This is a genomic window from Streptomyces sp. DS1-CR2 (genome assembly GCF_055760475.1).
The window spans coordinates 3,931,371-3,958,178 of record NZ_CM147085.1 but is presented as its reverse complement, the minus strand read 5'-3'; the positions used below and the strand labels follow the sequence as shown (position 1 = coordinate 3,958,178).

The following is a 26,808-nucleotide window of genomic DNA, read 5'->3' as shown; positions in this document are numbered from 1 at the left end:
TTGACATCCTCCCCCTCCTAAAGGAGGGGGATTCCAACCTGGGTGGGTTGAGGTTCACGGGTGCTCGAACGGCTGGTGGCCGTTGTCGCCCCTCCGGCACCGGCGCTACTGCGCCGGGGGCGGGGGATCCCGCCCTGTCCTGCCGCGACGTTGATGGCTGCGTTCTCATCGGCGTTGCAGGTGAACCCGCAGGATGCGCAGACGAACTCGGCTTGGCTCTTGCGCGAGTTCTTCTCGATCCAACCGCAGGCACTGCACCGCAAAGATGTGTAGGGGGCGGGGACGTCCTCGACCCGGCCGGGCGCCTTGTGCTCCGTGCGTCGGCGCAGCAGGCCCCAACCCTGGGCGAGGATCGCCCGGTTCAGTCCGGCCTTCTGCCCGACGTTCTTGCCGGGCTGCTCGGCCGTCCTCTTCGCCGAGCGGGTCATGTTCTGGATGTTCAGCTTCTCAAACCGCACCAGGTCACAGGATCTGGCGAGCATCGTCGACGTCTTCTCGCACCAGTCCTTGCGCCGGTTCGCCTCCCGCGCCTTGAGCTGGGCAACCTTGGCATACGCGACGGTTTTGGCCTCGCTGCCCTTGGGGGAGCGGGCGGCCCGCCGCTCATGTTTGCGGATTTGGGCGCGTTCCTTGACGGTCAGCTGAGGGCAGTTCAGCTTCCGCCCGTCCGAGAGGGCGGCGGTGATGGTCACGCCCCGGTCGATACCGATGGTCTTGCCGGTGCCGGGTCCGTCGACCGACTGGGGAATGATCGCGAAGGCGATGTGCCACTGGTTGTTGCGGAAGGTGACCCGGAACGTCTTCGCCTGCGGCAGTACGGAGCCCTTGCCCTGGGCGCTGAGGCGGAAGCGGACCCAGCCGCAGCCGGGCACCTTGACCTGCGCCCACCGGCGGTTGAGTTTCTGCACGACTACAGAGCGGCCCATGACCTGCTTGCTCTTGGCGTTCAGCCTCGGGGAGCCGTCCGACTCGAACTCCGGCACCCGGTCGGTGCCGATGACCCGAAAGCCCTCGTGCACGAACTTCTTGCGCCAGGTCGGCTCCCCGAACCCGGAACGGATTCTCGCGGTCACCGCCTTGGCGAAATCCTTTAAGGCCTGCTGCTGCACATCCGCGTTCCCCTCGCGCAGCCACTCACTGTCTGCGCGGGCGGCGGTGAGCTGGCGGCACTGCTCGGCAAAGCCGGGCGCCGACCTGCGGCCCGGCTGCCAGTGCGTGTGCTGCTCGACCGCCAGGTTCCAGATGTAGCGGGCGTGCGCGCAGTGGCCGAGCATGATGCTCGCCTGCTCGCTCGTCGGGTACATCCGGAACCGTGCCATGCCGCGAACCTAGCCACCGCGTTCCCCGCCCGCCCACACCTTCGATCACTATCGCCCGTGTGAGTGACCACACCGGCGATCGCGTTCCAGCTCGCGTGCGTGACGGCCGCGAGGAGCACGGCCGCCGCGACCACAGGGGTCACTGAGCGCTCTCGCGCACGTCCACGAGGGCCGCTCCGGCGTGTGCGATCAGCGACTTGGGGTCCATGGGGAACACGGCGTACGGGGTGCCGGCGGCGGCCCACACGGTGTCGTGGTCCAGGAGCGAGCGGTCGGCGAGGACCCGCGTCCTGGTGAGGTGTCCGAAGGGCGGGATGCCGCCGATCGCGTACCCGGTCGTCGCGCGCACGACATCCGCCTTGGCGCGGGTGACCTTCTCGGCGCCCAGCTCGCGCCGGACCACCTCCACGTCCACGCGCGACGAACCGTCCATCAGGACGAGCACCGGCACCCCGTCCGCGGCGAAGATCAGCGACTTGCAGATCTGGCTGAGGTCGCAGCCGATCGCGGCCGCCGCCTCCTGCGCGGTCCTGGTCGCCTCCGGGAAGCGGCGGACGAGCGGGAGTACGTCGGCCAGGCCCAGCTCGGCGAGGGCTTCGGCGAAACGGGGGTGCGCGGCGGTGGCGGCGGATGCGGCGGGTGCAGCGGATGCAGCGGGTGCAGCGGGTTCCGGGGTACTCATTGCGGCACCGTAGCGCTCCGTGTACCCGCCACGCGACCAGGTATCCGCCCCGCCGTCAGCCCCCGCCGTCAGTCCCCCGCGAGCAGCATCTGTCGCACCACGGGACCCGCCGAGTCACCGCCGTGGCCGCCCTGCTGGACGACGGCGGCCGAGGCCAGGTCGCCGCGCCAGGCCGTGAACCAGCCGTTCGGCTTCTTCTGTCCGTCGACCTCCGCCGATCCGGTCTTGGCGCCCATGTCGGTGCCGAGCCCCGACATCGGCTCGACCGCCGTACCGGCGACCGCCGTGTAGTGCAGCAGGTCGCGCAGGGCGCTCACGGTCGACGGGGACAGCTTGCGGGACGCCGTGGCGAGCGTGCGGTGGTCGAATTCGGGCGAGACGAGGTAGGGCTGCTTGAACTCGCCCGTCTTCGCGGTGGCGACGACCGACGCCATGTTGAGCGGGTTCATCCGCACCCCGCCCTGCCCGATCAGCGAGGCCGCCATCTGCGCCTGCGACTGCACCGGGACCGCGCCGTCGAAGCTGGGCACACCGATCGACCAGTTGTCGCGGCCGAGCCCGAAGACCTCCTGCGCCTGCTTCGTCAGGTCGCCGTCCTCCAGCTCCTTGGCCTGGCTGATGAAGGCGGTGTTGCACGAGCGCGCGAAGCTCGCCCGGAACGTGCCGTTCTTGATCTCGAACTTGTCGTCGTTCTGGAACTTCCAGCCGCCGTACGTCACGTACTTGGGGCACGGGTGCTTCTTGTCGACGCCCGCGAGCTTCTTCTCCAGGAGCATCGACGACGTCACGATCTTCATCGTGGAGCCTGGCGCGAGGGAGCCCTGGAAGGCCGTGTTGAAGGCTTCGGGGCGGGAGTTGGCGACCGCGAGGATCTCTCCGGTCGACGGCTTGATGACGACGACCGCGGCCTTCTCCCGCTTGGCGACCTCGCGTTCGGCGACGGCCTGCGACGTCGGGCTGATCGTCGTACGCAGCGTGCCGGACGTGCCCTCGGAGAGCGTGACGAGCGTCTTGTCGGGCGTGTGCTCGCTCTCCTTGCCGCTGTCCTTGTGGACGACGCGCAGCTCGATGCCCGCCGTGCCGCCGGCCTTCTTGCCGTACTTCTCGCGCAGCCCGTCGATGACGGTGCCGAGCGAGGGGTACTTGGCCGCGGTCAGCTCGTTCCCGGAGCGGTCCGTCGCCTTGATCGGCGGGTCACCGGCCGCGCCCGTGACGAGCCGGTCACCGTCCTTGAGGTCCGGGTGCACGACGGACGCCTGCCACCCGACGAGCGGCTTGCCGTCCTTCACCCGCCGCACGACGGTCAGTTCGGAGCCGTACGCGAACGGCTTCGACTTTTCCCCGTACGAGACCGTCGCCGACACCGCGAACGGCATCTTCGCCCCGGCGCGCTTGCCGGGCGTCAGCTTCACCCCGGACAGATGGGCGTCCTTGCGGTACGAGGTGAGGGCGGCCGTCGCCGCGGTGGCGTCGTCCGTGGCGGCCGCCGCCTTCGCGGTGTCGCCCGCGGCCCACGCGGTCAGGAACCGGTCGGCCGCGGTGCGGACCTCGGCCGCGGTGACAGGACCTGTCTTGACGTGGGGTTTGTCGTCGGCCGCGGCCGTCGGGTCCGAGTCGCCGCTGAAGAGGGCGTAGGCGCTGACTCCGGCGCCGAGCACCACGACGGCGACCACGCCGCCGATCACGGCCGCGTTCGCCTTCTTGCGCTCGGGTTGCCTGCCTCTGCTGCCCACCGGTCCTCCGTCGTTGCCTGTCTGCCCGGTCCTCTGGATTCCTCGCGGACGGCTCAGACTAAGGCGTCTTGATACGTGCTCCGACGGCGGCTCAGCTACCCGCCCGTAGCACCGCCGCCACGATCGGGCCCGCGGCGTCGCCGCCGTGGCCGCCCTCCTCGGTGACCGCGGCCGCCGCGACGTCCCCTCGGTAGCCGGTGAACCAGCTGTTCGACTTCGTCTGGCCGGTGACCTCCGCCGAGCCGGTCTTGGCTCCGAAGTCGGGTCCGAGACCCTGCATGACCTGCGCGGCGGTGCCGAGCGTCGCGGTGCGGTACATCATCTGCCGCAGCTGTCGGACGGTGTTCGCCGGGAGGCCGCGGGCGGTGGCGAGCTCCCGGTCGTCGAGGGAGCGGGGCACGATCACGGGCTGCCGGAAGACGCCCGTCGTCGCGGTCGCCGTGACGGACGCCATGTTCAGCGGGTTCATCTGGATCTGGCCCTGACCGATGGCGTTGGCCGCGCGGTCGGGTCCGCCCGAGGCGGGGATCTTGCCGTCGGCCGACGCGATGCCGGTCTTCCAGTTGTCCTGGCCGAGGCCGAACCGGTCCTGCGCCTCGCGGGTCAACGACTCGTCGGTGAGCGGCTTCTCGTCGATGAGCTTCACGAACGCGGTGTTGCAGGACCGCGCGAAACTGTCCGCGAGGTCGGCGCCCTCGTTGGCCTTCATGCCCGGCAGGTTGTGGAAGGTCTGGCTCTGCCAGGTAGCCGTGCCGGGGCAGGGCGCCGGGCTGTTCACCGAGGCGACACCGTTGTCGATGAGCATCGCCGAGGTGAGGATCTTCATCGTGGAGCCGGGGGCCTGCTCGCCCTGGAAGGCGGCGTTGAAGCCGTCCTGGCGGTGGTTGGCGACCGCGAGGACGTTGCCCGTGCTCGGCTGTACGGCCACCACGGACGACTCGGCGTAGCTCTTCACGGCCTTCTCGGCCGCCGCCTGCGCCCTCGCGCTGAGCGTCGTGCGCAGCTTGCCCGGTGTGCCCTTGGCCAGTGTGAGCAGCGTCCGGGAGCCCGCGTCCTCGCTCTCGCGCCGGATGTACGTCTCCACGCCCGGTTTGCCGCCCGCCGTGTCCCCGTACTTCTCGCGCAACTGGTCCAGGATCGGCCCGAGCGAGGGGTACTTCTCCTTGGTCAGGACGTTCCCCGAGCGGTCCACGGCCTCGATGGGCGGGGCGGCGGCCTCGCCGGTGACGAGGGTGTCACCGCGCTTCATGTCCGGATGCACGACGGCCGCCTGCCAGTCGACCAGCGCCCGGCCGGTGTTGAGGCCCCGCACGACCGTGAGCGAGGAGTCGTACGCGAGGGTCCTCTTCTTCCCCTCGTACGAGACCGTGGCCTTCACCTTGAACGGCACCTGGGCGCCCGAAGGCGCCCCGGCCGTCAGCGTGGTGTGCGTGATGTGGGCGTCGTCGTGCCAGCCGGTCAGCGCCGAGAGCGCCGCCTCCGCGTTGTTCGTGTACCTCGACGCGGAGTCCGGGTCGGACTTCTCCCATGCCGCGAGGAACTTCTGCGCCACGCCATGGATCTCGTCGGCCGTCGGCGGCCCGGTCCTGCGCGGCGCGGGTCCCCCCGCCGTACTCGATCCGCCCGAACCGGTGACGGCCGTCACCACGTTGTACGCGCCGTATCCCGCGCCCCCGACCATGATGGCGAACACCCCGCCGATCACAGCCGCCTTGGCCCCCTTGCGCATGCTGCGTCCCCTCCCCAGGTTCCGGTGGGGAACTTTAGGCGGCAGCCGTGTCCGGTGTGACGAGAGTGCGCAGATGTTGTCCGAACTTGTCCGAACGGAGACCGTGTGCGCGGGGCCGGGTCGTCCGAGGTCAGACCCAGGAGTCCAGCCACATCCGGGACTGCCAGGAGTGGAACGGGATGGCCTGGCCGGTGTAGATCGGCCAGAAGTAGACGAAGTTCCACACGATCAGCAGGACGAGCACGCCCGCGCCCGCCGCGCCCACGACTCTGCGCCGCTCCCCGGAGCCCGGCGGCCCCAGGATCGCGCCGACCAGCATCGCGAGGCCGAGACACAGGAAGGGAACAAAAACCACCGCGTAGAAGAAGAAGATCGTGCGTTCCTGGTAGTTGAACCAGGGCAGATAGCCCGCGGCGATGGCGCACGCGATGGCTCCCGCCCGCCAGTCGCGGCGGAAGAACCAGCGCCACAGCAGATACAGCACGGCGAACGCCGCCGCCCACCACAGCAGCGGCGTGCCGAGCGCGAGGACCTCGCGGGCGCATTTGTCGCCCGCGCCGGCCGGGCAGCCGTCCTTGCCGGGCAGCGGGGACTCGTAGAAGTACGAGACCGGCCTGCCGTCGACGAGCCAGCTCCACGGGTTCGACTGGTAGATGTGCGGGGAGCTGAGCCCCACGTTGAACTTGTAGACCTCGTGCTCGTAGTGCCACAGGCTGCGCACCCAGTCGGGGAACAGCCAGGTCCAGGAGCCGCCCCGGCCGTCGGTCGCCGCCCAGTTGCGGAAGTAGCCGCCGGTCCCGTCGGCAGGGGAAAGGATCCAGCCGAGCCAGGACAGGACGTATGTGCCGACCGCGACCGGCACCGTCGACAGGAACGCCCAGCCGAGGTCCCGCTTGAGCACGGTGACGTACGGCCGGCCGGCCCCGGCGACGCGGCGCGCGCCGACGTCCCACAGGACCGTGAGGATGCCGAACGCGGCCACATAGATGAAACCGTTCCACTTCGTGCCCGCGGCGAGACCCAGGCACAGGCCGGCCAGCAGCCGCCACGGGCGCCATCCCAGGCGCAGTGTCTCGGCGATGTGCGCGTCGGGGCGTGGCACGCCGTCCTCGCCCCTCGGGAGCGCGGCAGCGAGCTTCCCGCGCGCCTTGTCGCGGTCCACGACCAGACAGCCGAACGCGGCAACGACGAAGAACACGAGGATCGAGTCGAGGAGCGCCGTGCGGCTCATGACGAAAGCGAGGCCGTCCATGGCGAGCAGCAGACCGGCCAGGCAGCCGAGGAACGTCGAGCGGAACAGCCGCCGCCCGATGCGGCACACCAGCAGCACGCACAGCGTGCCGAGCACCGCCGTCATGAACCGCCAGCCGAACGGGTTGAATCCGAACAGCCACTCACCGATCCCGATGACGTACTTGCCGACCGGCGGATGCACGACGTAGGCGGCGTCGTGCGGGAGCGGCACATGACCGTCGGTCTTGAGGATCAGGTCGTTGGCGTTCTTGTCCCAGTTGACCTCGAAGCCGCGGTGGATCAGCGCCCACGCGTCCTTCGCGTAGTACGTCTCGTCGAATATCACGGCCTTCGGGCTGCCGAGATGCCAGAACCGCATCAGGCCCGCGACCAGCGTCACGAGCAGCGGACCGAGCCAGCCCGACCAGCGCGTCACGCCCCGCGCGACACCGTCGGAGAGGCCGAGCGCCGCCCACAGCCGCGACGACGGCGGCGCGTACGGCGGCACCAGCCGCGTGCCCACGTCGCCTCTGGGCCGCGCCACGTGACCGAACCGCCGCAGCCGGCGCTCCCACGTCGACGGCTGCCGCCCCTCGCCGGGGTTGTGGCCCGGCGGGGCGTTGGTCGAGGGCGAGTGCGGCGAGGACGCAGTACTGGTCACCGCGCCATCGTAGGGAACGTCCTTGTGCGAGTCCCGTGTGCGGCCCGACCGAGTCGGCCGGTCCCCGCCCCTGCGAGGATGGATCCGTGACATCAAGCCCAGAATCCCCCGGAACGCTCGTGCTCGCGGGCACGCCCATCGGAGACGTGTCGGACGCGCCGCCCCGGCTCAGCAAGGAGCTGGCCGGCGCCGACGTCATCGCCGCCGAGGACACCCGCAGGCTGCGGCGCCTGACGCAGGCGCTCGGGGTGACCCCGGGCGGGCGCGTCGTGTCGTACTTCGAGGGGAACGAGTCCGCCCGCACGCCCGAGCTGGTCGAGGCGCTCGCGGGCGGGGCCCGGGTGCTGCTCGTGACCGACGCGGGGATGCCGTCCGTGTCCGACCCCGGGTACCGGCTCGTCGCGGCCGCCGTCGAGCGGGACATCAAGGTCACCGCCGTGCCGGGTCCGTCCGCCGTGCTCACCGCGCTCGCGCTGTCCGGGCTGCCCGTCGACCGGTTCTGCTTCGAGGGCTTCCTGCCCCGCAAGGCCGGTGAGCGCATGGGCCGGCTGAAGGAAGTGGCACAGGAGCGCCGCACCCTCGTCTATTTCGAGGCCCCGCACCGCCTCGACGACACCCTCGCCGCGATGGCGGAGGCGTTCGGCGCCGACCGCAGGGCGGCCGTGTGCCGTGAGCTCACCAAGACGTACGAGGAAGTGAAGCGGGGCCCGCTCGGGGAACTCGCGAAATGGGCCGCGGAAGGCGTACGCGGCGAAATCACCGTCGTCGTCGAGGGCGCCCCGGAGAAGGGCGCGGAGTCACTCGACGCCTCCGAGCTGGTACGCAGGGTGCAGGTGCGCGAGGAGGCGGGGGAGCGGCGCAAGGAAGCGATCGCCGCCGTGGCCGCCGAAGCGGGGCTGCCCAAGCGTGAGGTCTTCGATGCCGTGGTGGCGGCAAAGAATGCCGCTCGGGGCGCCCCATCGGAGGGCAAAGGACTATCGTGAAAAGCAAAGCGCAGGCCGCGCATCGGGCCTCTTCCGATAAGGAAAGGCCAAATCGGGTCCAATAGTCGACAGGCCTGATGCGATCGCGCCGGGAGAAGCGTCCACTGGTTGAAGGGACGCACCCGTCCCACGCTTCAGGGTGGATGTAATGCCCCGCCCGGAGGTGCCTTGTCCAGCGGACAAGAGGAGCAGGCATGAGTGAGATCGCAGGCGCCGTACCGACCCCGACCGGTGCTGCCGCACCCCAGATACCCAACCGGAGCGCGGCCACAGCCATCGCCCACGAGTCGTACGCCTTCGCCTGCATGCGGTGCGGTCACGGCTGGGAACAGAGTTACGAGATCGAGCACCACATCGACGGCGACGGCGCTGAGTTCGTGATGTACGTGGTGGGCGGCGAGCGGGTCCCGTCGCCGCTGACCCGGCCCACGTGCCTCAACTGCGGCGGCCATGTCGTACGGATCATGAGGTCGGGGCGGGTCTCGTCGGTCCTCGGCGCGATGCACCGCGAGGACACGGAGCCCGCGCGACGGCGCGAGGCCGCCGCACAGGCGGGGGAGCACCCCGCGAAGGACCACCACTGGCACCTCTCCGACCTGCTGCATCCCTTCCAGAACCGCAAGACCGACTGAGCGCCGGCCAGGCGCCGACTGAGCACAGGCTGAGCGGCAACCGCACCCCGACGACCCCGGTGACCCCGGCTTCGTAAAATCGGGGCATGAGCTCTGACCGTTCGAAGGACGTCACCCCGCCGCCGCTGCCCGCGCCCCTCGCGGTGCCGGTAGCCGACTCGCACACCCACCTCGACATGCAGTCGGGCACGGTGGAGGAGGGCCTCGCCAAGGCCGCGTCGGTGGGTGTGACGACCGTCGTCCAGGTCGGCTGCGACGTGAACGGGTCCCGCTGGGCCGCCGACACCGCGGCCGCGCACCCGAGCGTGCACGCCACCGTCGCCCTGCACCCGAACGAAGCGCCCCGTATCGTCCTCGGCACGCCTCTTTCCGGGGGGCAAGCCCCCCAGACCCCCCGCGCCGGCCGGTCGCGGCAGGGGGAGCGGCCGGCAGGCGGCGACGCGGCCCTCGACGAGGCGCTCGCGGAGATCGACCGGCTCGCGGCCCTCCCGCACGTCAAGGGCGTCGGCGAGACCGGCCTCGACCACTTCCGTACGGGACCTGAAGGCATCGCCGCGCAGGAGCGCTCCTTCCGGGCCCACATCGAGATCGCCAAGCGGCACGGCAAGGCGCTCGTGATTCACGACCGCGACGCCCACGACGACGTGCTGCGGATCCTCAAGGAGGAGGGCGCCCCCGAGCGCACCGTCTTCCACTGCTACTCCGGAGACGCGGAGATGGCCCGGATCTGCGCCGAGAACGGCTACTTCATGTCGTTCGCCGGGAACATCACCTTCAAGAACGCGCAGCCCCTGCGCGACGCGCTCGCCGTCGCCCCGCGCGAGCTCGTCCTGGTCGAGACCGACGCGCCCTTCCTGACCCCCGCGCCCTACCGCGGACGGCCTAACGCGCCTTATCTCATTCCGGTCACGCTGCGCGCGATGGCCGCGGTGAAGGGCCTCGACGAGGACACCCTCGCGGCGGCCGTCTCCGCCAACACGGCCCGCGCCTTCGACTACTGAACGACCACGCTTCCGGGACGGCGCCCGGCGGGTGAGGCCGGTAACGGGGCGCGACACAGCGTAGTCGTGATGCTTTGGAGAGTGACGATGCTCCGCTAGGTTCTGCTCCCCCGATCCGGACCCAGGAGCGTCGTCGTGAGCAATTCGCCGTACGGGACGTATGAGCCGCAGGAAACGCTCGACGCGCTCGGGACATACGAGCCACCGCCGGACCCGCAGCCATACGGGGGCACCTACCGCCCCGGCTGCGAGTCGATGCAGACCCGGCCGGCCGGGCAGTCGCCCGAAGCGCTGCTGCCGCCCCGGTCCGCCCCGGCCGCGGGGCGCGCCGAGGCCCGCAGGGCTGCCCGGCGCAGGAAACGGCCCGAGCGGCCCGAGAGCCTCAGACGCCTGCTGCCGCAGGCCCTCGTCGTCGCGTTGCTGGCCGGCGGCACCACCGCGTTCGTCGCCGCCGACAAGGCGGTCCGGCTCAGCGTCGAAGGCAGGCCGCGCACCCTGCACACCTTCGCGGACGACGTCGGTGAGCTGCTCGCCGACGAGGGGGTCGACGTCGGCCCGCACGACGTCGTCGTGCCCGGCCCCGGCACCACCCTGGCCAGCGGGGACGAGGTCACCGTGCACTACGGCAGGCACGTCCACCTCACCATTGACGGGGAGCGCCGCCAGGTGTGGACCACCGCGGGCACCGTCGACGGCGCGCTGGACCAGCTGGGCGTGCGCGCCGAGGGCGCCTACGTCTCCACCTCCCGCTCCCGCCGCATCGCCCGCGACGGCCTCGCGTTCGACGTCCGCACGGAACGCAGCGTCACGGTCATGGCCGACGGGCGCGAGCGCACCATCCGTACCAACGCCGCCACCGCCCGGGACGCCGCGGACGAGGCGGGCGTCTCCCTGCACGGCCAGGACACCACGTCCGTGCCGCAGGACAGCTTCCCTCGCGACGGGCAGACGATCACCGTCATGCGGATCAAGGGCAGCAAGGAGGTGCGCGAGGAAGCCATCGAGTACGCCGTGAAGCGCACCCAGGACCCGACGCTGTTCCGCGGCACCGAGGTCGTCGAACGGGCGGGCCGCCAGGGCGCCCGCCGCGTCACCTACGCCCTGCGCACCGTCAACGGCGTCAGGCAGAAGCCGCGCCGCCTGAGCGCCGAGGTCGTGCGCGAGCCGCGCAGCCAGGTGGTGAAGGTCGGCACCAAGCCGCTGCCGCCCTCCGTCGCAGGCGCCGACAGCCTGAACTGGAGAGAGCTCGCCCGGTGCGAGTCCGGCGGGCGCCCCGCCGCGACCGACGCCACCGGCACCTACGGCGGCCTCTACCAGTTCGACGTACGGACCTGGCGCGGCCTGGGCGGCGGCGGCCGGCCCCAGGACGCGTCCGCCTCCGAGCAGACGTACCGGGCGAAGAAGCTCTACGTACAGCGCGGCGCGAGCCCCTGGCCGCACTGCGGGCGCCGCCTGCACGGGTAGGGCCTGTCTTCACATTCCCGCCTGCCCGCGGGGCCCCGCGGTCCGGTCGGGACCCGGCCGCGGCGCCCCGTACCCTGAGACCGTGAGCACCACTGACCCCCAGGGCCCCCTGCTTGGCCCCGCCGACATCCGCGAACTGGCGGCAGCCCTGGGCGTGCGGCCCACAAAACAGCGCGGCCAGAACTTCGTCATCGACGCCAACACGGTCCGCCGCATCGTCCGCACCGCGCAGGTCACCCCCGAGGACAACGTCGTCGAGGTCGGCCCCGGCCTCGGCTCGCTGACCCTGGCGCTCCTGGAGGCGGCGGCCCACGTCACCGCCGTCGAGATCGACGACGTGCTCGCCGCCGCGCTGCCCGCCACGATCGAGGCCCGCCTCCCGCAGAAGAAGGACGCCTTCGCGCTCGTCCACTCCGACGCGATGCAGGTACGCGAACTGCCGGGCCCCGCGCCCACGGCGCTCGTCGCGAACCTGCCTTACAACGTCGCCGTGCCGGTCCTGCTCCACATGCTCGACACCTTCCCCACCATCGAGCGCACGCTCGTCATGGTGCAGGCCGAGGTCGCCGACCGCCTCGCGGCCGCCCCCGGCTCGAAGGTCTACGGCGTCCCGTCGGTCAAGGCGAACTGGTACGCGGACGTGAAGCGCGCCGGCTCCATCGGGCGGAACGTCTTCTGGCCCGCGCCGAACGTCGACAGCGGCCTCGTCGCCCTGGTCAAGCGCGCCGAACCCGTGGCGACCACCGCCTCCAAGCGCGAGGTCTTCGCCGTGGTCGACGCGGCCTTCGCCCAGCGCCGCAAGACCCTGCGGGCCGCCCTCGCCGGCTGGGCCGGGTCGGCCCCCGCCGCCGAGGCCGCCCTGGTCGCGGCCGGTGTCTCCCCGCAGGCGCGCGGCGAGGCCATCACGGTCGAGGAGTTCGCAAAGATCGCGGAGAACAAGCAGTGAGCGTGACGGTACGGGTCCCCGCCAAGGTCAACGTCCAGCTCGCGGTGGGCGCCGCCCGCCCCGACGGCTTCCACGACCTCGCCAACGTCTTCCTCGCCGTCGGCCTGCACGACGACGTCACGGCGACCGAGGCCGACGAACTGACCCTCACCTGCGAGGGCGCCGGCGCGGACCAGGTCCCGCTCGACCGCACGAACCTCGCAGCCCGCGCGGCGATCGCGCTCGGCGAGCGGTACGGGATCGAGCCCCGGGTCCACCTCCACATCGACAAGGACATCCCCGTGGCCGGCGGCATGGCGGGCGGCTCCGCCGACGCGGCCGGCGCGCTCGTGGCCTGCGACGCGCTGTGGGGCACCGGCGCCACCCGGGACGAACTCCTCGACATCTGTGCCGAGTTGGGCAGCGATGTGCCGTTCAGCCTGGTCGGCGGGGCGGCGCTCGGCACCGGACGCGGCGAGAAGCTTCAACTCCTCGACGTGGGCGGGGAGTTCTGGTGGGTGTTCGCGGCGGCCGACGGGGGTCTGTCGACGCCCGCCGTGTACGGCGAGTTCGACCGCCTCGCGCAGTGGCGCGCGATCCCCGAGCCGGAGGCCTCGCCCGCCCTGCTCGACGCGCTGCGTACCGGCGACGTGTCCGCCCTGGCGGCCACCGTCACGAACGACCTGCAGCCCGCCGCGCTCTCGCTCTTCCCGTCCCTGAAGTCCACGCTCGACACGGGCACGGTGGCGGGCGCCCTCGCGGGCCTGGTCTCCGGCTCGGGCCCGACCACGGCGTTCCTCGCGGCGGACGCGCAGTCGGCACACCGCATCGCCGCCACCCTGACGGAGTCGGGCACCTGTCGTTCCGCGCGGGTGGCGTCGTCGCCCGCGCCGGGCGCGACGCTGCTCGGAGGTCAGCGGCCGTAGTGGTACCGGCAGGCGGCGACCCGGATCTCGTCCTCGACGACCTTGTAGACGAGCCGGTGCTCATCGGTGATCCGCCGGGACCAGTAGCCCTGGAAGCCGTGCTTCAGGGGTTCCGGCTTGCCGATGCCCTCGTTCCCGTTGCGGGCGATGTCCTGGAGCAGCGTGTTGATCCGCTTGAGGATCTTCCGGTCCTGGGCCTGCCACCAGACGTAGTCCTCCCAGGACGACTCGTCCCAGACGAATTTCACTCGGCGAGCTCCCGTGCGGTGCCCCCGCCGTTCTCCAGGCGGTCGATCGAGGCCAGCAGGCGTCGCGCGTTCTCCGGACTCCGCAGGAGGTACGCGGTCTCCTTCAGGGACTCGTACTCGTCGAGTGCCACGATGACCACCGGCTCGTGTCCGGCGCGCGTCACTATGACCTCTTCGCGGTCGTCGACGACCGCGCTGAGGGTTTCGGCGTACTTCGCCCGCGACTCGGTGTAGGTCATCGTCCGCATGATCGCCTCCCAGCTTGTACAGGATCCTGTACGTACAGGAAACTGTACGTCGAGCGCCGGGGTGGCGGCAAGGGGCAGTTGCCGCGCCGTACCCTGGAAGACTGATCCATCCCCTTGTCAGGAGCGAAATGGCAGTCAACCTGGTCAATGTCGAGGCAGTCAGCAAGGTGTACGGCACCCGTGCCCTGCTCGACGGCGTATCGCTCGGCGTGTCCGAGGGGGACAGGATCGGTGTCGTCGGGCGCAACGGCGACGGCAAAACCACCCTCATCCGGATGCTCGCCAAGCTGGAGGACGCCGACACCGGCCGCGTCACCCACAGCGGCGGCCTGCGCCTCGGCGTCCTCACGCAGCACGACTCCCTCGACCCCGAGGCGACGGTCCGGCACGAGGTCATCGGTGATCTCGCCGACCACGAGTGGGCGGGCAACGCCAAGATCCGCGACGTGCTCACCGGCCTCTTCGGCGGACTCGACCTGCCCGGCTTCCCGCAGGGCCTCGACACGGTCATCGCGCCGCTGTCCGGCGGCGAGCGCCGCCGCATCGCCCTCGCGAAACTCCTCATCGGCGAGCCCGACCTGATCGTCCTCGACGAGCCCACCAACCACCTCGACGTCGAGGGCATCTCCTGGCTGGCGAGCCACCTGCGGGCCCGCCGCTCCGCCCTCGTCTGCGTGACCCACGACCGCTGGTTCCTCGACCAGGTCTGCACCCGCATGTGGGACGTGCAGAAGGGCGACGTCTTCGAGTACGAGGGCGGCTACAGCGACTACGTCTTCGCGCGGGCCGAGCGCGAGCGGATCGCGGCGACCGAGGAGACCAAGCGGCAGAACCTGATGCGCAAGGAGCTGGCCTGGCTGCGCCGCGGCGCCCCGGCCCGCACCTCCAAGCCCCGCTACCGCATCGAGGCGGCGAACGAGCTCATCGCCGACGTGCCGGAGCCGCGCGACAAGAGCGAGCTGATGAAGTTCGCCAGCTCCCGGCTCGGCAAGACCGTCTTCGACCTCGAGGACGTCACCGTGCAGGCCGGGCCCAAGGTGCTCCTCAAGCACCTGACCTGGCAGCTCGGCCCCGGCGACCGCATCGGCCTCGTCGGGGTGAACGGCGCGGGCAAGACCTCCCTGCTGCGGGCCATGGCGCAGGCCGCCCGCACCGGCGGCGAGGAGCAGCCCGCGGCCGGCCGTGTCGCCGTCGGCAAGACCGTGAAGCTCGCCTACCTCTCCCAGGAGGTCGCCGAGCTCAACCCCGAACTGCGCGTCATCCAGGCCGTGCAGCAGGTCCGCGACCGCGTCGACCTCGGCAAGGGCCGCGAGATGACCGCGGGCCAGCTCTGCGAGACCTTCGGCTTCAACAAGGAGAAGCAGTGGACGCCCGTCGGCGACCTCTCCGGCGGTGAGCGCCGCCGCCTCCAGATCCTGCGCCTCCTCATGGACGAGCCGAACGTCCTCTTCCTCGACGAGCCGACGAACGACCTCGACATCGAGACCCTCACGCAGCTGGAGGACCTCCTCGACGGCTGGCCCGGCTCCATGGTCGTGATCTCCCACGACCGGTTCTTCATCGAGCGCACCACGGACCGGGTGTTCGCGCTGCTCGGCGACGCCTCGCTGCGGATGCTGCCGCGCGGTATCGACGAGTACCTGGAGCGTCGCCGCCGCATGGAGGAGGCCGTCGCCGCCTCGATGACGGCCGCCGCCCCGGCCCCTGCCACGGGCACGCCGGAGAAGGCGGTGTCCGCCGCGGACGCCCGCGCCGCGAAGAAGGAACTCCAGAAGATCGAGCGGCAGTTGGACAAGATGTCCGAGAAGGAGACCAAGCTGCACGCACAGATCGCCGATAACGCCACGGACTTCGCGAAGGTGGCCAAGCTGGACGCGGAGCTTCGTGAACTGATCGGGGAGCGCGAGGAGTTGGAGATGCGCTGGCTCGAGCTCGCGGAGGATGCGTGAAGCTCCCGTAACAGACCCATCACGGGCCGGTGCTCCCTTGGGAACAGGGGAGCGACCGGCCCGATGTGCTACTGCACAGGGTGATAGAAAGGGCACTCTGGGAATTGCCTGAGAACGACCAGAGAACGTCCTGAAATCGACCAGGCGAGCAGACACATCAGTGAAGACGGGGGGAGCGCTGATGACTCAGCCGCCCAATCAGCCGCCGCAAGGCGGCTTCGGAGCACCACAGGATCCACAGCAGCCGCCGGCCCAGCCGCCGGGCCAGCCGCCGCAGACGCCGCCGGGCCCGCAGCCCGGATACGGCTACCCGCAGCAGCCGGGCCCGTACGGTCAGCCCCCGCAGGGCGGCCCCTACGGTCAGCCCCAGCAGCCGGGTCCCTACGGCCAGCCGCAGCAGCAGCCGGGACCCTACGGCCAGCAGCCCCAGTACGGCTATCCGCAACAACAGCCTCAGTACGGCTACCCGCAGCAGCAACCCCCGTTCCCCGGTGGCCCCGCGGGCCCGGGGGGCGGCGGCAAGAACCCCTTCAAGGGCCGGACCGGGATCATCGTGGCCGCCGCCGTGGCCGTCGTCGTGATCGCCGGCGGTGTGGTGTGGGCGGTCGTGGGCGGCGGTGACGACAAGAAGAAGGACCCCGTCGCCGACAAGAGCCAGGACCCCAAGCCCACCGGCTCCGCGCCGGTCGACCCGGGTGACGGCTCCGGTGACGGACGCGACGGCAAGGAAGACCTCAACGCGGGCCGCCAGGCCGGTGAGTCGAAGGTCCTCTGGTACAAGACGGCCCCCAAGGCCCCCGGCGACGGCGCGGACGCGCCCGGCATGTGGGTCACCGGCACGCTCGCCGCGAAGGCGGTCTACAACGAGCTCGTCGCGTACAACATCTCGGACGGCAAGCCGAGTTGGCCCACCATCAAGCTCCCGCAGAAGATCTGCGGCGCCAGCGTGCAGAAGTCGGACGACGACAAGGTCGCCATCGCGTACATGAGCGGTGTCACCGACCGCGCCAAGTGCAACCAGGTCCAGCAGATCGACCTGAAGACCGGCAAGAAGGACTGGGAGAAGAAGATCCCCGAGGGGGACCTCTTCGACGGCACCGGCAGCGGCGTCGAACTCACCTACGCGGGCAGCACGTTGGTGGTCGGCCGCCAGATGTCCGGCCTCGGTCTGAGCGTCAGCGACGGCAAGCAGCTCTTCGAGAAGAAGAAGTACGGCGCGGCCTGCTTCCCCGGCGCCTTCGCCGGTGGCGAGCGCCTCCTGGCCGTCTCCTCCTGCGGTGCCTCCACGGACAAGGAGCACGACGAGATCCAGGAGCTGGACCCGGCGACGGGCAAGGCGAAGTGGACCAAGCCGTTCCCCAAGGGCTGGAAGGTGGCCCGCGCCTACTCCGTCTCGCCGGTCGTCCTCTACCTCACCAACGAGGACAAGAAGCAGTGGAACATCACCACGCTGAAGAACGGCAGCAGCGCGGTGCGTTCCGAGGTCTCGGTCGACGAGGACTTCGCGCCCGAGTGCGGCTGGGCCGTCCTCGACCGTGACCTCCAGGGCTGCACGGGCGTCGCCGCCGACACCAACACGCTGTATCTGCCGACCAAGGCGACCAGCGGCAGCGCCAACGAGGTCGTCGCGATCAGCCTGGAGAACGGCAAGGAGCGCTGGCGCGCGAAGTCGCCGGTGGCGCAGAACATGCTGCCGCTGAAGACCGAGGGCGGCGCGGTGATCGCGTACGTCAACGCCTCGTACGACGCCGGTGGCAGGGTCGTATCGATCGCGACGGCGGGCTCGCACACGCCGAAGACCCTGCTGCAGAACCCGGCGGGAACCGCGCAGATCGAGAACGGCTTCTACTCCAAGGCGGTCGACTACGTCGACGGGCGCTTCTACATCTCCACGACGCGACTGTCCGGTACGGCCAAGGGCGAGGAGAAACTGATGCTGGCGTACGGCAAGTGACCGCCGCAGCTCCAGTGACCGCCCACCGCACAGCCGCCCGCTCCTTCTCCCCGTCACCCGAGGTACAGACGTCATGACGCAGCCGCCCCAGCCGCCCAATGAGCCGCCGCAGGGCCCGCCCCAGGGCCCCCCGCCGGTGGGCTTCGGCAAGCCGCAGGATCCCCCGTCCGGAGGGTTCGGCGCACCGCAGGATCCCCCGCCCGGAGGGTTCGGCGCGCCCACGCCGCCGCCCCCGCCCGCGCAGCAGCCCGGCTACGGCTACCCGCAGGCGCCCCAGACCCCGCCCCCGGCGCAGCCGCCTGCCCAGCCGCCGACGCCGCCGCAGGGTCAGCCCGGGGGCTACGGGCACCCGCAGCAGCCGGCCCCCAACTACGGTTACCCGCAGGCCGCCCAGGGCCAGCCTCCGACGCCCCCGCAGGGCTACGGCTACCCGGGCCAGCAGCCGCCGCAGTACGGCGCCTACCCGCCGCCGGGCACCGTGCCCATGCAGGCGGCGGGCGGCGGCGCCGGCAAGAAGATCAGCTCCCAGATGATGATCATCATCGGCGCTGTCGTCGCGGTCGCCCTGATCATCGGCGGCGGCGTCTGGTACTCGGCGTCGTCCGGTGACGACAAGACCGACGCCAGTACCGCGGGCACGACCGGTGGCACCGGCGGCAAGGGCGGCGACGAGAACAAGGGCGGCTCCGGCGGCACCACCACCGGCGGCGCGAGCAAGGAGAAGGTCCCGGGGAACACCAGCTCCCAGGTCCTCTTCCAGCTGCCTCAGCACGAGGTGCCCAAGGACGAGGTGTTCAGCACCAAGGGCTCCTGGCTCACGGACACGACGTACGCCAAGGCGGGTCTGGGCGAGATCAACGGCTACGCCGCGGACACCGGCAAGAAGTCCTGGACGCTCCCGCTGCCCGGCCAGACATGCGGCGGCGCCCCCGAGGTCACCCAGGACGGCCTGAGCGCGGTCATCAGCGAGGAGGCCCCGCGCAAGCCCAAGGAGTACGAATACCAGCCGTGCACCAAGATCACGGTCTTCAACGTCGACACGGGCAAGAAGCTGTGGACGAAGAGCGTCGGCACCGGCGGACGTGACATCCCGTTCAAGGAACTGTCGATCACCGGCTCCACGCTGGCGGCCGGCGGCGGCTACGACGGCGGCGCGGCCTTCGACATCAAGTCGGGCAAGATCCTGTGGCAGCCGCAGACCGGCTCCTGCGAGGACGTCGGCTACCGCGGCGGCGAGCAGCTGGTCGCGGTGCGCAAGTGCGGTGACTACGGCGACGAGAAGCACCAGGTGCAGCTCCTCGACCCGGCGACGGGCAAGCCGAAGTGGACCTACAAGATCCCGGCCGACGTGAACGTCATCTCCGTCGTCTCCACCAAGCCGGTCACCTTCGTGATCGCCACCGGCGAGGAGGTCGAGATGTCGGACCTGTTCTCCCTCGACGACACCGGCAAGCTGCGCGCCAAGGTCTCGCTGGAGAAGGACCGGTACGACTTCGACTGCGAGGTCAGCGAGATCCACGGCTGCCGCGGCATCACGGTCGGCAACGACCGCGTCTACATGCCGACCCGCGAGCACGACGGCGGCGGCACGTCCGGCCAGACCAACGAGATCGTGTCGTTCTCCCTGGCGAACGGCCAGCTCACCGGTGACCGCGTCGACGGAGGCGAGTACACGCTCTTCCCGGTCCGCATGGACGGCGGGAACGTCCTGGCGTACAAGGACGGCCCCTACGACAAGGGCGCCGAGATCGTCACGATCGACCCGAAGACGCTGAAGCAGAAGACGCTCCTGGTCACTCCGGCGACGGAGACCGTGACCAGCGTCATCAGCAGCATGACCCCCACCCAGTCCGAACTGCTCTACACCAACGGCAAGCTGGCCATGGGCAAGGAACTCATCTCCAAGCCGTATTCGGCGGACGAGAAGGAGTACGAGGCCGTGGTCTTCGCGGCGAAGTAACTCCGCAGCCGCTCACCGCGGACTCGCGGCGGCCCCGCACCCTCACCGGGTGCGGGGCCGCCGTCATATGCGCCCGCCGCCGCGAGATTCCGGCATTCCGGGTCACTTCTCATCAGTAGGGGAAGCGCAACGCCGAACGAGCGTGTAGCTTCCGGGAGATGGAGGAGGTCGGGGAGTCGGGGGGCTTTCCGCACCGAGGGGGTTCTGGGGGTCCCACGGGATCCCGGGGGATGTGGGGGGTGGCTCTATGGGTGTGCGGCTCATGGTGGTCGACGACCATCGACTGCTCGCCGAGGCGCTCGCCTCGGCTCTCAAGCTGCGCGGGCACCGGGTGCTCGCGGCGGCCGCGCCGGCCGCGGGAGCGGCCGAGCTGGTGATCCAGCGGGCGCCCGAGGTCTGTCTCATCGGTACGGCGACGCCCGCGGAGCCGGGCATCTTCGACCCGATCGTGCGCATCAAGCGGGAGCGCCCGCAGGTGGCGGTGGTCGTCCTCGGGCCTGTGCCGTCACCGCGCGGGATCGCGGCGGCGTTCGCGGCCGGCGCCTGCGGCTACGTACGGCACGACGAGCGGATCGAGGGGGTCGAGCGCGCCCTGATGAAGGCGCGGGCGGGCGAGGCGGCCGTGGCGCCGCAGCTCCTGCAGGGAGCCTTCAGCGAGCTGCTCAACCCGGCCGCGCAGCCCGACGACGAGGGGCAGCGGCTCCTGCAGATGCTGACCCCGCGCGAGGTCGAGGTCCTGGTCCGGGTCGCGGACGGCGAGGACACCCGGCTCATCGCGGCCGGCATGGGCATCGCCCCGAGCACGGCCCGTACGCATGTGCAGCGGGTCCTGATGAAGCTGGGCGTCGGCTCGCGCCTGGAGGCGGCGGCGCTGGCCGCGCGCACGGGGCTCCTCGACCGGGCGGGGCCGGTCCCGGCGGCTTCGGGGCTGCCGGATCCGGAGTCCTGAGCTAGAGTCGATCTCGTGCTCGTCACCGCGACTCGTGGTGTGAGGGCAGTGCGTCGGTGGTCCAAGGAAAGGCGCCCCGCTTCCTGCGGGGAGATGCAGGTGCAAGGCCTGCTCGGCGCTCCACTCCAGGTCCCGTCCCGCTTCGGCGGGGCGGGGCTTGTTTCGTTTACGGGGGTTCGTTTACGGGTTTCGTTCACGGGGTGGGGCGGTCGGCCTTGAGGGTCTGGTGCGAACGGGAAGGGCCGGAGGCCATCACCCGTAGGTGATGGCCTCCGGCCCGGGGCGAAGGGCTTACGCCTCGCCGTCCTGCGGTACCGGCGGAGCCGTCGGCCGCAGCTTCAGCCACACCAGGAAGAACAGCCCGAGGGCGAGCATGCCGAGGCCCGTCCACAGGTTGATGTTGATGTTCTCGGCCTTTTTCAGGTCGGCGTCGGACGCCGTGATGCCGGCGATCGTGACGATGACCCCGTACACCGCGAACAGTCCGCCGATGATGCGCCGGATGTCGAAGAGCCGCGCCGCCGTCGCCGACTTGCGCTCCAACTCGGAGACTTCGTTCTGGAGTTCAGACATGAGGGTTCGCGCCTCCGATCAGAGGGAGAAGGGGACGTAGCACAGCGCGGCGAGGACGATCGCGCCCCAGCCGAGCAGCGCGGGCTTGCGGTACCAGGCGTCGTCGCCCTCGGCGGGCGGCTCCTCCAGGCCGGGCGCCGTCGTCCCGTACACGAGGCCCGCGAGCTCGGCCTCGGGCTTGGGCGCGGTGAACAGGGTGACGACGACCATGACGACCGCGCCGGCGACGAAGCCGACGATCGCCGAGACGAAGTTGGCGCCCTGGTCGGTCGGGATGTCGATGACGCCCTGCTTGTAGATCCAGAAGTAGTTGACCATCGCGGCGGTCGTGCCCGCGAGCAGGCCCCACACGCCGGACTTCATCGAGGCGCGCTTCCAGAACATGCCGATGATGAAGACGACGAACATCGGGACGTTGAAGAAGGAGAACAGCGTCTGCAGGTAGCCCATGATGTTCGAGAACGACGAGGCGATGAACGCCGTGCCGATCGAGGCCAGGACGCCGATCGCCGTGATGAGGCGGCCGAACTTCAGGTAGTACCCGTCGGGCTTGCCGGTCTTCACGTACTTGGCCCAGATGTCGTACGTGAACACGGTGTTGAAGGACGACACGTTCGCCGCCATGCCCGCCATGAACGCGGCGAGCAGACCGGTCACCGCGATGCCGAGCACGCCGTTGGGCAGCAGCTCCTGCATCAGGTAGGGGATCGCGTCGTTGTACGTCAGGCCCGAACCGGCCATGCCGATCTTCGGCACGAGCACCGCGGCGACCATGCCCGGGATCATCACCAGGAAGACGATGAAGATCTTCGGGAACGCGGCGATGAGCGGGGTGCGCTGGGCGGCCGAGAGGTTCTTCGCGGACAGGGCGCGCTGCACCTCGGCGAAGTTCGTCGTCCAGTAGCCGAAGGAGAGCACGAAGCCCAGGCCGAGGATGATCGTCAGCCAGTTCGCGCCGAGCGGGTTGGCCTCACCGATGCCCGTACCGCCCCAGGCGGAGAGGAAGTTGTCGCCGTGCACGCTCTTCAGGGAGTCGGTCATGCCGCCCCAGCCGCCGACCCGCTTGAGGCCGATGATGCACAGTGGGATGAGCGCCGCGAGGATCACGAAGAACTGGAGGACCTCGTTGTAGATCGCCGAGGAGAGTCCGCCGATGGTGATGTACGCGAGCACGAACAGGCCGGCGACGACGATGGCCAGCCACTGCGGCCAGCCGAGCAGCGCCTCCACGACGATCGACAGGGCGTACAGGTTCACGCCCGCGATCAGGATCGCCGCGAAGGCGAAGAGTATGGAACTCAGCAGGTGCGCGCTCTTGTCGAACCTCTGGAGCAGGTACTCGGGGACCGAGCGCACCTTGGAGCGGTAGTAGAAGGGCATCATCACGAGGCCCAGGAAGACCATCGCCGGGATGGCGCCGATCCAGTACCAGTGGACGACCGAGACGCCGTACTGCGCGCCGGTCGCCGCCATGCCGAGGATCTCGGTGGCGCCCAGGTTGGCCGCGACGAACGCCAGACCGGTGACCCAGGCGGGCAGGGAGCGGCCCGAGAGGAAGAAGTCGAGGCTGGTCTTCACGGAGCGCCGGGCGGCGAAGCCGATGCCGAGGACCACGACGAAGTAGATCGCGAGGATCGCGTAGTCGAGGCCGTTGGTGGGCAGCCGGAGCCCCGCGGCCAGGGTTTGTGTGGGGGACAGCATGGAGAACTCGCTTCGTTGCGCGAACTGATCAGACCGGAACCTACGCGCCTATGTTCAATAAATGAACACTTCTGCTGAGGTTCTTTGTTGGATTGTGATGCGAGTGACACGTCACGCACCGAACGAGGCGTCCGCGGCCTTGACCATCCCGTTGAACCATGCTTTGTTATGTTTGATTATGTTGAGTTGATGCGAATGAGGAGCTTCGGACGTGAAGAAGACGTCGACCCGGCTCGCCGACGGTCGCGAGCTCATCTACTACGACTCGCGTGACGATGTCGTGCGGGACGCGGTGGACCGGCGTCCGCTGGACCCCGTCGCCTCCTCCTCGCAGATCCGCCGCGACCCCCTCCTCGGGGACAGCGTCGCCATCGCCTCGCACCGCCAGGGCCGCACCTACCACCCGCCGGCCGACGAGTGCCCCCTGTGCCCGTCCGAGGGCGACCGGCTCAGCGAGATCCCCGACTCCTCGTACGACGTGGCGGTCTTCGAGAACCGTTTCCCCTCGCTCGCCGGGGACGCCGGGCGCTGCGAGGTCGTCTGCTTCACCTCCGACCACACGTCGTCCTTCGCCGACCTCACCGAGGAACAGGCCGGACTCGTCCTGGAGGCCTGGACCGACCGCACCGCCGAGCTGTCCCACCTGCCCTCCGTGGAGCAGGTGTTCTGCTTCGAGAACCGCGGCGCCGAGATCGGCGTCACCCTCGGCCACCCGCACGGCCAGATCTACGGCTACCCCTTCACCACCCCGCGCACCGCCCTCATGCTGCGCTCGGTCGCCGAGCACAAGGAGCAGACCGGCGGCCGTAACCTCTTCGACGACGTGCTCGCCGAGGAGCGCACCGGCGAGCGCGTCGTCCTCGAGGGCGACCACTGGGTGGCGTTCGTCCCGTACGCGGCCCACTGGCCGTACGAGGTGCACCTCTACCCCAAGCGCCGCGTGCCCGACCTGCTCGCCCTCGACGAAGACGCGCGCACAGAGTTCCCTCAGATGTATCTGGAACTCTTGAGGCGCTTCGACCGGCTCTTCGGAACGGCGGAGTCCCCGACGCCGTACATCGCCGCCTGGCACCAGGCGCCGTTCGGCACCCTGGACGACTTCCCCGGCGTCCAGCGGGACGACTTCGCGCTTCACCTCGAGCTTTTCACCATCCGCCGCACTTTTGGCAAGCTGAAGTTTCTCGCGGGTTCCGAATCCGGCATGAGCGTGTTCATCAACGACGTGCCGCCGGAGACCGCGGCCGAGCGACTGCGAGAGGTAGCGAGTACATGAGCGGGAAGTACCTGGTCACCGGCGGTGCGGGATATGTGGGCAGCGTGGTCGCGCAGCACCTGGTCGAGGCGGGCCACGACGTCACCGTCCTCGACAACCTCTCGACCGGATTCCGCGAAGGCGTGCCCGCCGGGGCGACGTTCGTCGAGGGCGACATCCGCGACGCCGCCAAGTGGCTCGACCCGTCCTTCGACGCCGTCCTCCACTTCGCCGCGTTCTCCCAGGTCGGCGAGTCCGTCGTGAAGCCCGAGAAGTACTGGGACAACAACGTCGGCGGCACCATGGCGCTCCTCGCCGCGATGCGCTCGGCTCAGGTGCGCAAGCTCGTCTTCTCCTCCACCGCGGCGACGTACGGGGAGCCCGTCAGCACCCCCATCACCGAGTCCGACCCCACGGCCCCCACCTCCCCCTACGGCGCCTCCAAGCTCGCCGTCGACCACATGATCACCGGGGAGGCGGCCGCGCACGGCCTGGCCGCCGTGTCGCTGCGCTACTTCAACGTCGCGGGCGCCTACGGCAGCTGCGGCGAGCGCCACGACCCCGAGTCGCACCTCATCCCGCTCGTCCTCCAGGTCGCCCAGGGCCGGCGCGACGCGATCTCCGTCTACGGCGACGACTACCCGACGCCCGACGGCACGTGCGTGCGCGACTACATCCACGTCGCCGACCTCGCCGAGGCCCACCTGCTCGCCCTCGACGCCGCCCGCCCCGCCGAGCACCTCATCTGCAACCTCGGCAACGGCAACGGCTTCTCCGTGCGCGAGGTCATCGAGACCGTCCGCCAGGTGACCGGCCACCCGATCCCCGAGGTCACCGCCCCGCGCCGCGGCGGCGACCCGGCCGTCCTCGTCGCCTCCGCCGCCACCGCGCGCGAGCGCCTCGGCTGGAACCCGTCCCGCGCGGACCTCGCGGGAATCGTCGCCGACGCCTGGGCCTTCGCCCAGGCACGCCAGGAGGGCTGAGTCATGTCCGTCGCCTCGCAGTTCAGCGATCTGTACGGATACGAGCCCGAGGGGGTCTGGGCCGCGCCCGGACGCGTGAACCTCATCGGCGAGTACACCGACTTCAACGAGGGCTTCGTGATGCCGCTCGCGCTGCCGCACACCGCAGTGGCCGCCGTCGCGCGCCGCACCGACGGCGTCCTGCGGCTGCACTCCGCGGACATCGACGCGCCGATCGCCGAACTGCGGGCCGACGAACTGACCCCGCTCTCCGAGTTCGGGCAGGGCGGCTGGGCCGCGTACCTGGCGGGCGTCGTATGGGCGCTGCGCGAGGCCGGGCACACCGTCACCGGCGCCGACATCCACCTCGCGTCGACCGTGCCGACCGGCGCGGGCCTGTCCTCGTCGGCCGCGCTCGAGGTCGTCACCGCGCTCGCGCTCAACGATCTCTTCGAACTGGGGCTCACCGGGCCCGAGTTGGCGCGGATCGCGCAGCGCGCGGAGAACGACTTCGTGCGCGTGCCCTGCGGGATCATGGACCAGATGGCGTCGGCGTGCGCCACCGAGGGCCACGTCCTGCACCTGGACTGCCGCGACCTGTCCACCCGCCAGGTCCCCTTCGACCTGGCCGCCCACGGCCTCCAGCTCCTCGTCGTCGACACCCGCGTCAAGCACGAGCTGGGCGACGGCGCGTACGCGGAGCGCCGCGCGGGCTGCGAAGAGGGCGCCCGCGCGCTCGGCGTCTCGCATCTGCGTGATGTGTCGTACGCCGAACTGCCGGAAGCACTCGCCAAGTTGGCGGACCTCACCGACGAGCGGGTCGTGCGCTACGTCCGCCACATCGTCTGCGACGACCACCGCGTCGAGCGGGTCATCGAGCTCCTCGACGCCGGTGACGTACGGGCGATCGGGCCGGTCCTCACCGAGGGCCACCTCTCGCTCCGCGACGACCTGCGCATCTCCTGCGCCGAGCTGGACCTGGTCGTGGACACCGCGAACGCGTCGGGCGCGCTCGGCGCCCGGATGACCGGCGGTGGCTTCGGCGGCTCCGCGATCGTCCTGGTGGAGGAGCCGGACGCGGACGCGGTGACGAAGTCGATCACGGAGGCGTTCGCTTCGGCGGGCTACACGGCCCCGCGCGTCTTCCCCGCGGTCCCGTCGGCGGGAGCCCGCAAACTCACCCCAGCCGCTTCGGAGGAGTGAACTCCCTGAATCCGCGGCGGACTCAGGAGTGAACTCCCTGAATCCGCGGCGGACGGCCGGGGATCAGCCGAGCCGCTTGGTGAGCGTGAACTCCTTGATCCCCGGCGGGTAGTCGGGGATCACACATACCAGCTCGTAGCCGTGCTGGCGGTAGAAGCCCGGTGCCTGGAAGTCCCATGTCTCCACTCGGGCGCCGTGGCAGGCGCGGTCCTCGTGGGCGATGCGTTCCGCCTCCGCGAGGAGGCGGGAGCCGAGGCCCTTCGCGCGGTGGCGGTCGTCGACCCAGAGCAGGTTCACATGGAGCCAGGTCGCCCAGGTGTGCCCGTCCAGGCCGCCGGCGATCTCGCCGCTCTCGTCCAACGCCCAGACCTGGAGCGGCACTTCACGGTCCTCGGGCGTCCCCCGCAGCGACCTGAGCTCCGCCGACGCCGCGGTATTCGCCTCCCGCAGCCGGAAGTGAAGAAGATCGCGCCGCTGTTTGTCGACTTCTGTCTCCATACGAAACATACGCCTCACCATAA

General features: G+C 70.5%; 23 protein-coding genes. 13 read left to right on the top strand and 10 right to left on the bottom strand.

What is annotated here, in order from left to right; translation table 11 throughout:
- Positions 1-17: 17 nt before the first annotated feature.
- From ACY0PA_RS19065 to ACY0PA_RS19045, 5 genes are all read right to left on the bottom strand, one after another.
- A complete protein-coding gene (locus tag ACY0PA_RS19065) occupies positions 18-1,319 on the bottom strand; it encodes an RNA-guided endonuclease InsQ/TnpB family protein (protein WP_473085753.1) in 1,302 nt (433 codons plus the stop codon).
- 139 nt (positions 1,320-1,458) lie between these two features.
- A complete protein-coding gene (locus tag ACY0PA_RS19060) occupies positions 1,459-2,001 on the bottom strand; it encodes a YbaK/EbsC family protein (protein ID WP_473085752.1) in 543 nt (180 codons plus the stop codon).
- A 68-nt stretch (positions 2,002-2,069) separates the two neighbouring features.
- Positions 2,070-3,734, bottom strand: coding sequence for a penicillin-binding transpeptidase domain-containing protein (locus ACY0PA_RS19055; protein ID WP_473085751.1), 1,665 nt, complete (start codon positions 3,732-3,734; stop codon positions 2,070-2,072).
- A 91-nt stretch (positions 3,735-3,825) separates the two neighbouring features.
- Complete coding sequence (locus ACY0PA_RS19050; protein ID WP_473085750.1) at positions 3,826-5,463, bottom strand: penicillin-binding transpeptidase domain-containing protein; 1,638 nt, start codon at positions 5,461-5,463, stop codon at positions 3,826-3,828.
- 130 nt (positions 5,464-5,593) lie between these two features.
- Positions 5,594-7,357 carry a dolichyl-phosphate-mannose--protein mannosyltransferase gene (locus tag ACY0PA_RS19045; RefSeq protein WP_473085749.1) on the bottom strand — a complete coding sequence of 588 codons (1,764 nt, stop codon included), beginning with the start codon at positions 7,355-7,357 and terminating at the stop codon, positions 5,594-5,596.
- Between the two features lie 86 nt (positions 7,358-7,443).
- On the opposite strand from ACY0PA_RS19045, the gene rsmI reads away from it, so the two are divergent.
- The 6 genes from rsmI to ACY0PA_RS19015 all read left to right on the top strand — a co-directional run bounded on the left by rsmI (position 7,444) and on the right by ACY0PA_RS19015 (position 13,288).
- Positions 7,444-8,340 (top strand): 16S rRNA (cytidine(1402)-2'-O)-methyltransferase, encoded by an 897-nt coding sequence (rsmI, locus tag ACY0PA_RS19040; RefSeq protein WP_473085748.1) that lies wholly within the window; start codon positions 7,444-7,446, stop codon positions 8,338-8,340.
- A gap of 194 nt (positions 8,341-8,534) precedes the next feature.
- Positions 8,535-8,972: a hypothetical protein gene (locus tag ACY0PA_RS19035; RefSeq protein ID WP_473085747.1), complete on the top strand. Its 438-nt coding sequence runs from the start codon at positions 8,535-8,537 to the stop codon at positions 8,970-8,972.
- A gap of 86 nt (positions 8,973-9,058) precedes the next feature.
- Positions 9,059-9,973 (top strand): TatD family hydrolase, encoded by a 915-nt coding sequence (locus ACY0PA_RS19030; RefSeq protein ID WP_473085746.1) that lies wholly within the window; start codon positions 9,059-9,061, stop codon positions 9,971-9,973.
- Positions 9,974-10,108: 135 nt separating this feature from the next.
- A complete protein-coding gene (locus ACY0PA_RS19025; RefSeq protein WP_473085745.1) occupies positions 10,109-11,437 on the top strand; it encodes a ubiquitin-like domain-containing protein in 1,329 nt (442 codons plus the stop codon).
- 82 nt (positions 11,438-11,519) lie between these two features.
- Positions 11,520-12,383, top strand: a complete 864-nt coding sequence (gene rsmA / locus ACY0PA_RS19020; protein WP_473085744.1) for a 16S rRNA (adenine(1518)-N(6)/adenine(1519)-N(6))-dimethyltransferase RsmA — start codon at positions 11,520-11,522, stop codon at positions 12,381-12,383.
- Positions 12,380-13,288 (top strand): 4-(cytidine 5'-diphospho)-2-C-methyl-D-erythritol kinase, encoded by a 909-nt coding sequence (locus tag ACY0PA_RS19015; protein ID WP_473085743.1) that lies wholly within the window; start codon positions 12,380-12,382, stop codon positions 13,286-13,288. The genes rsmA and ACY0PA_RS19015 overlap by 4 nt, the downstream gene beginning before the upstream one ends.
- Here ACY0PA_RS19015 and ACY0PA_RS19010 read toward each other — a convergent pair.
- Together ACY0PA_RS19010 and ACY0PA_RS19005 are read right to left on the bottom strand one after the other, a co-directional pair.
- Complete coding sequence (locus ACY0PA_RS19010) at positions 13,276-13,536, bottom strand: Txe/YoeB family addiction module toxin (RefSeq protein WP_473085742.1); 261 nt, start codon at positions 13,534-13,536, stop codon at positions 13,276-13,278. The genes ACY0PA_RS19015 and ACY0PA_RS19010 overlap by 13 nt on opposite strands.
- Positions 13,533-13,784, bottom strand: a complete 252-nt coding sequence (locus ACY0PA_RS19005; RefSeq protein WP_473085741.1) for a type II toxin-antitoxin system Phd/YefM family antitoxin — start codon at positions 13,782-13,784, stop codon at positions 13,533-13,535. Before ACY0PA_RS19005 ends, ACY0PA_RS19010 begins: the two co-directional genes overlap by 4 nt.
- A 128-nt stretch (positions 13,785-13,912) precedes the next feature.
- Between ACY0PA_RS19005 and ACY0PA_RS19000 the strand changes: the two genes are divergently transcribed.
- The 4 genes from ACY0PA_RS19000 to ACY0PA_RS18985 all read left to right on the top strand — a co-directional run bounded on the left by ACY0PA_RS19000 (position 13,913) and on the right by ACY0PA_RS18985 (position 20,596).
- On the top strand, positions 13,913-15,733 hold the full coding sequence (locus ACY0PA_RS19000) for an ABC-F family ATP-binding cassette domain-containing protein (RefSeq protein WP_473085740.1): 1,821 nt from the start codon (positions 13,913-13,915) through the stop codon (positions 15,731-15,733).
- A gap of 181 nt (positions 15,734-15,914) precedes the next feature.
- Positions 15,915-17,687 (top strand): outer membrane protein assembly factor BamB family protein, encoded by a 1,773-nt coding sequence (locus ACY0PA_RS18995; RefSeq protein ID WP_473085739.1) that lies wholly within the window; start codon positions 15,915-15,917, stop codon positions 17,685-17,687.
- Positions 17,688-17,760: 73 nt separating this feature from the next.
- Entirely contained in the window at positions 17,761-19,647 is a 1,887-nt protein-coding gene (locus ACY0PA_RS18990) for an outer membrane protein assembly factor BamB family protein (protein WP_473085738.1), read from the top strand.
- Between the two features lie 247 nt (positions 19,648-19,894).
- Entirely contained in the window at positions 19,895-20,596 is a 702-nt protein-coding gene (locus ACY0PA_RS18985; RefSeq protein WP_473085737.1) for a helix-turn-helix transcriptional regulator, read from the top strand.
- A gap of 291 nt (positions 20,597-20,887) precedes the next feature.
- On the opposite strand, the gene ACY0PA_RS18980 is transcribed toward ACY0PA_RS18985, so the two are convergent.
- Positions 20,888-21,169, bottom strand: a complete 282-nt coding sequence (locus ACY0PA_RS18980) for a hypothetical protein (protein WP_399977632.1) — start codon at positions 21,167-21,169, stop codon at positions 20,888-20,890.
- Between the two features lie 18 nt (positions 21,170-21,187).
- Complete coding sequence (locus tag ACY0PA_RS18975; protein WP_473085736.1) at positions 21,188-22,870, bottom strand: sodium:solute symporter family protein; 1,683 nt, start codon at positions 22,868-22,870, stop codon at positions 21,188-21,190.
- Positions 22,871-23,081: 211 nt separating this feature from the next.
- Here ACY0PA_RS18975 and galT point away from each other — a divergent pair, with 211 nt between their 5' ends.
- The 3 genes from galT to galK are packed head-to-tail and all read left to right on the top strand — an operon-like array spanning position 23,082 to position 26,287.
- Positions 23,082-24,143: a galactose-1-phosphate uridylyltransferase gene (gene galT / locus ACY0PA_RS18970; RefSeq protein WP_473085735.1), complete on the top strand. Its 1,062-nt coding sequence runs from the start codon at positions 23,082-23,084 to the stop codon at positions 24,141-24,143.
- Positions 24,140-25,105, top strand: a complete 966-nt coding sequence (gene galE / locus ACY0PA_RS18965) for a UDP-glucose 4-epimerase GalE (RefSeq protein ID WP_473085734.1) — start codon at positions 24,140-24,142, stop codon at positions 25,103-25,105. Before galT ends, galE begins: the two co-directional genes overlap by 4 nt.
- Before the next feature lie 3 nt (positions 25,106-25,108).
- Entirely contained in the window at positions 25,109-26,287 is a 1,179-nt protein-coding gene (gene galK / locus ACY0PA_RS18960) for a galactokinase (RefSeq protein WP_473085733.1), read from the top strand.
- 63 nt (positions 26,288-26,350) lie between these two features.
- Here the strand turns inward: galK and ACY0PA_RS18955 are convergent, their stop codons facing one another.
- Positions 26,351-26,806 carry a GNAT family N-acetyltransferase gene (locus tag ACY0PA_RS18955; RefSeq protein ID WP_473085732.1) on the bottom strand — a complete coding sequence of 152 codons (456 nt, stop codon included), beginning with the start codon at positions 26,804-26,806 and terminating at the stop codon, positions 26,351-26,353.
- Positions 26,807-26,808: the final 2 nt, after the last annotated feature.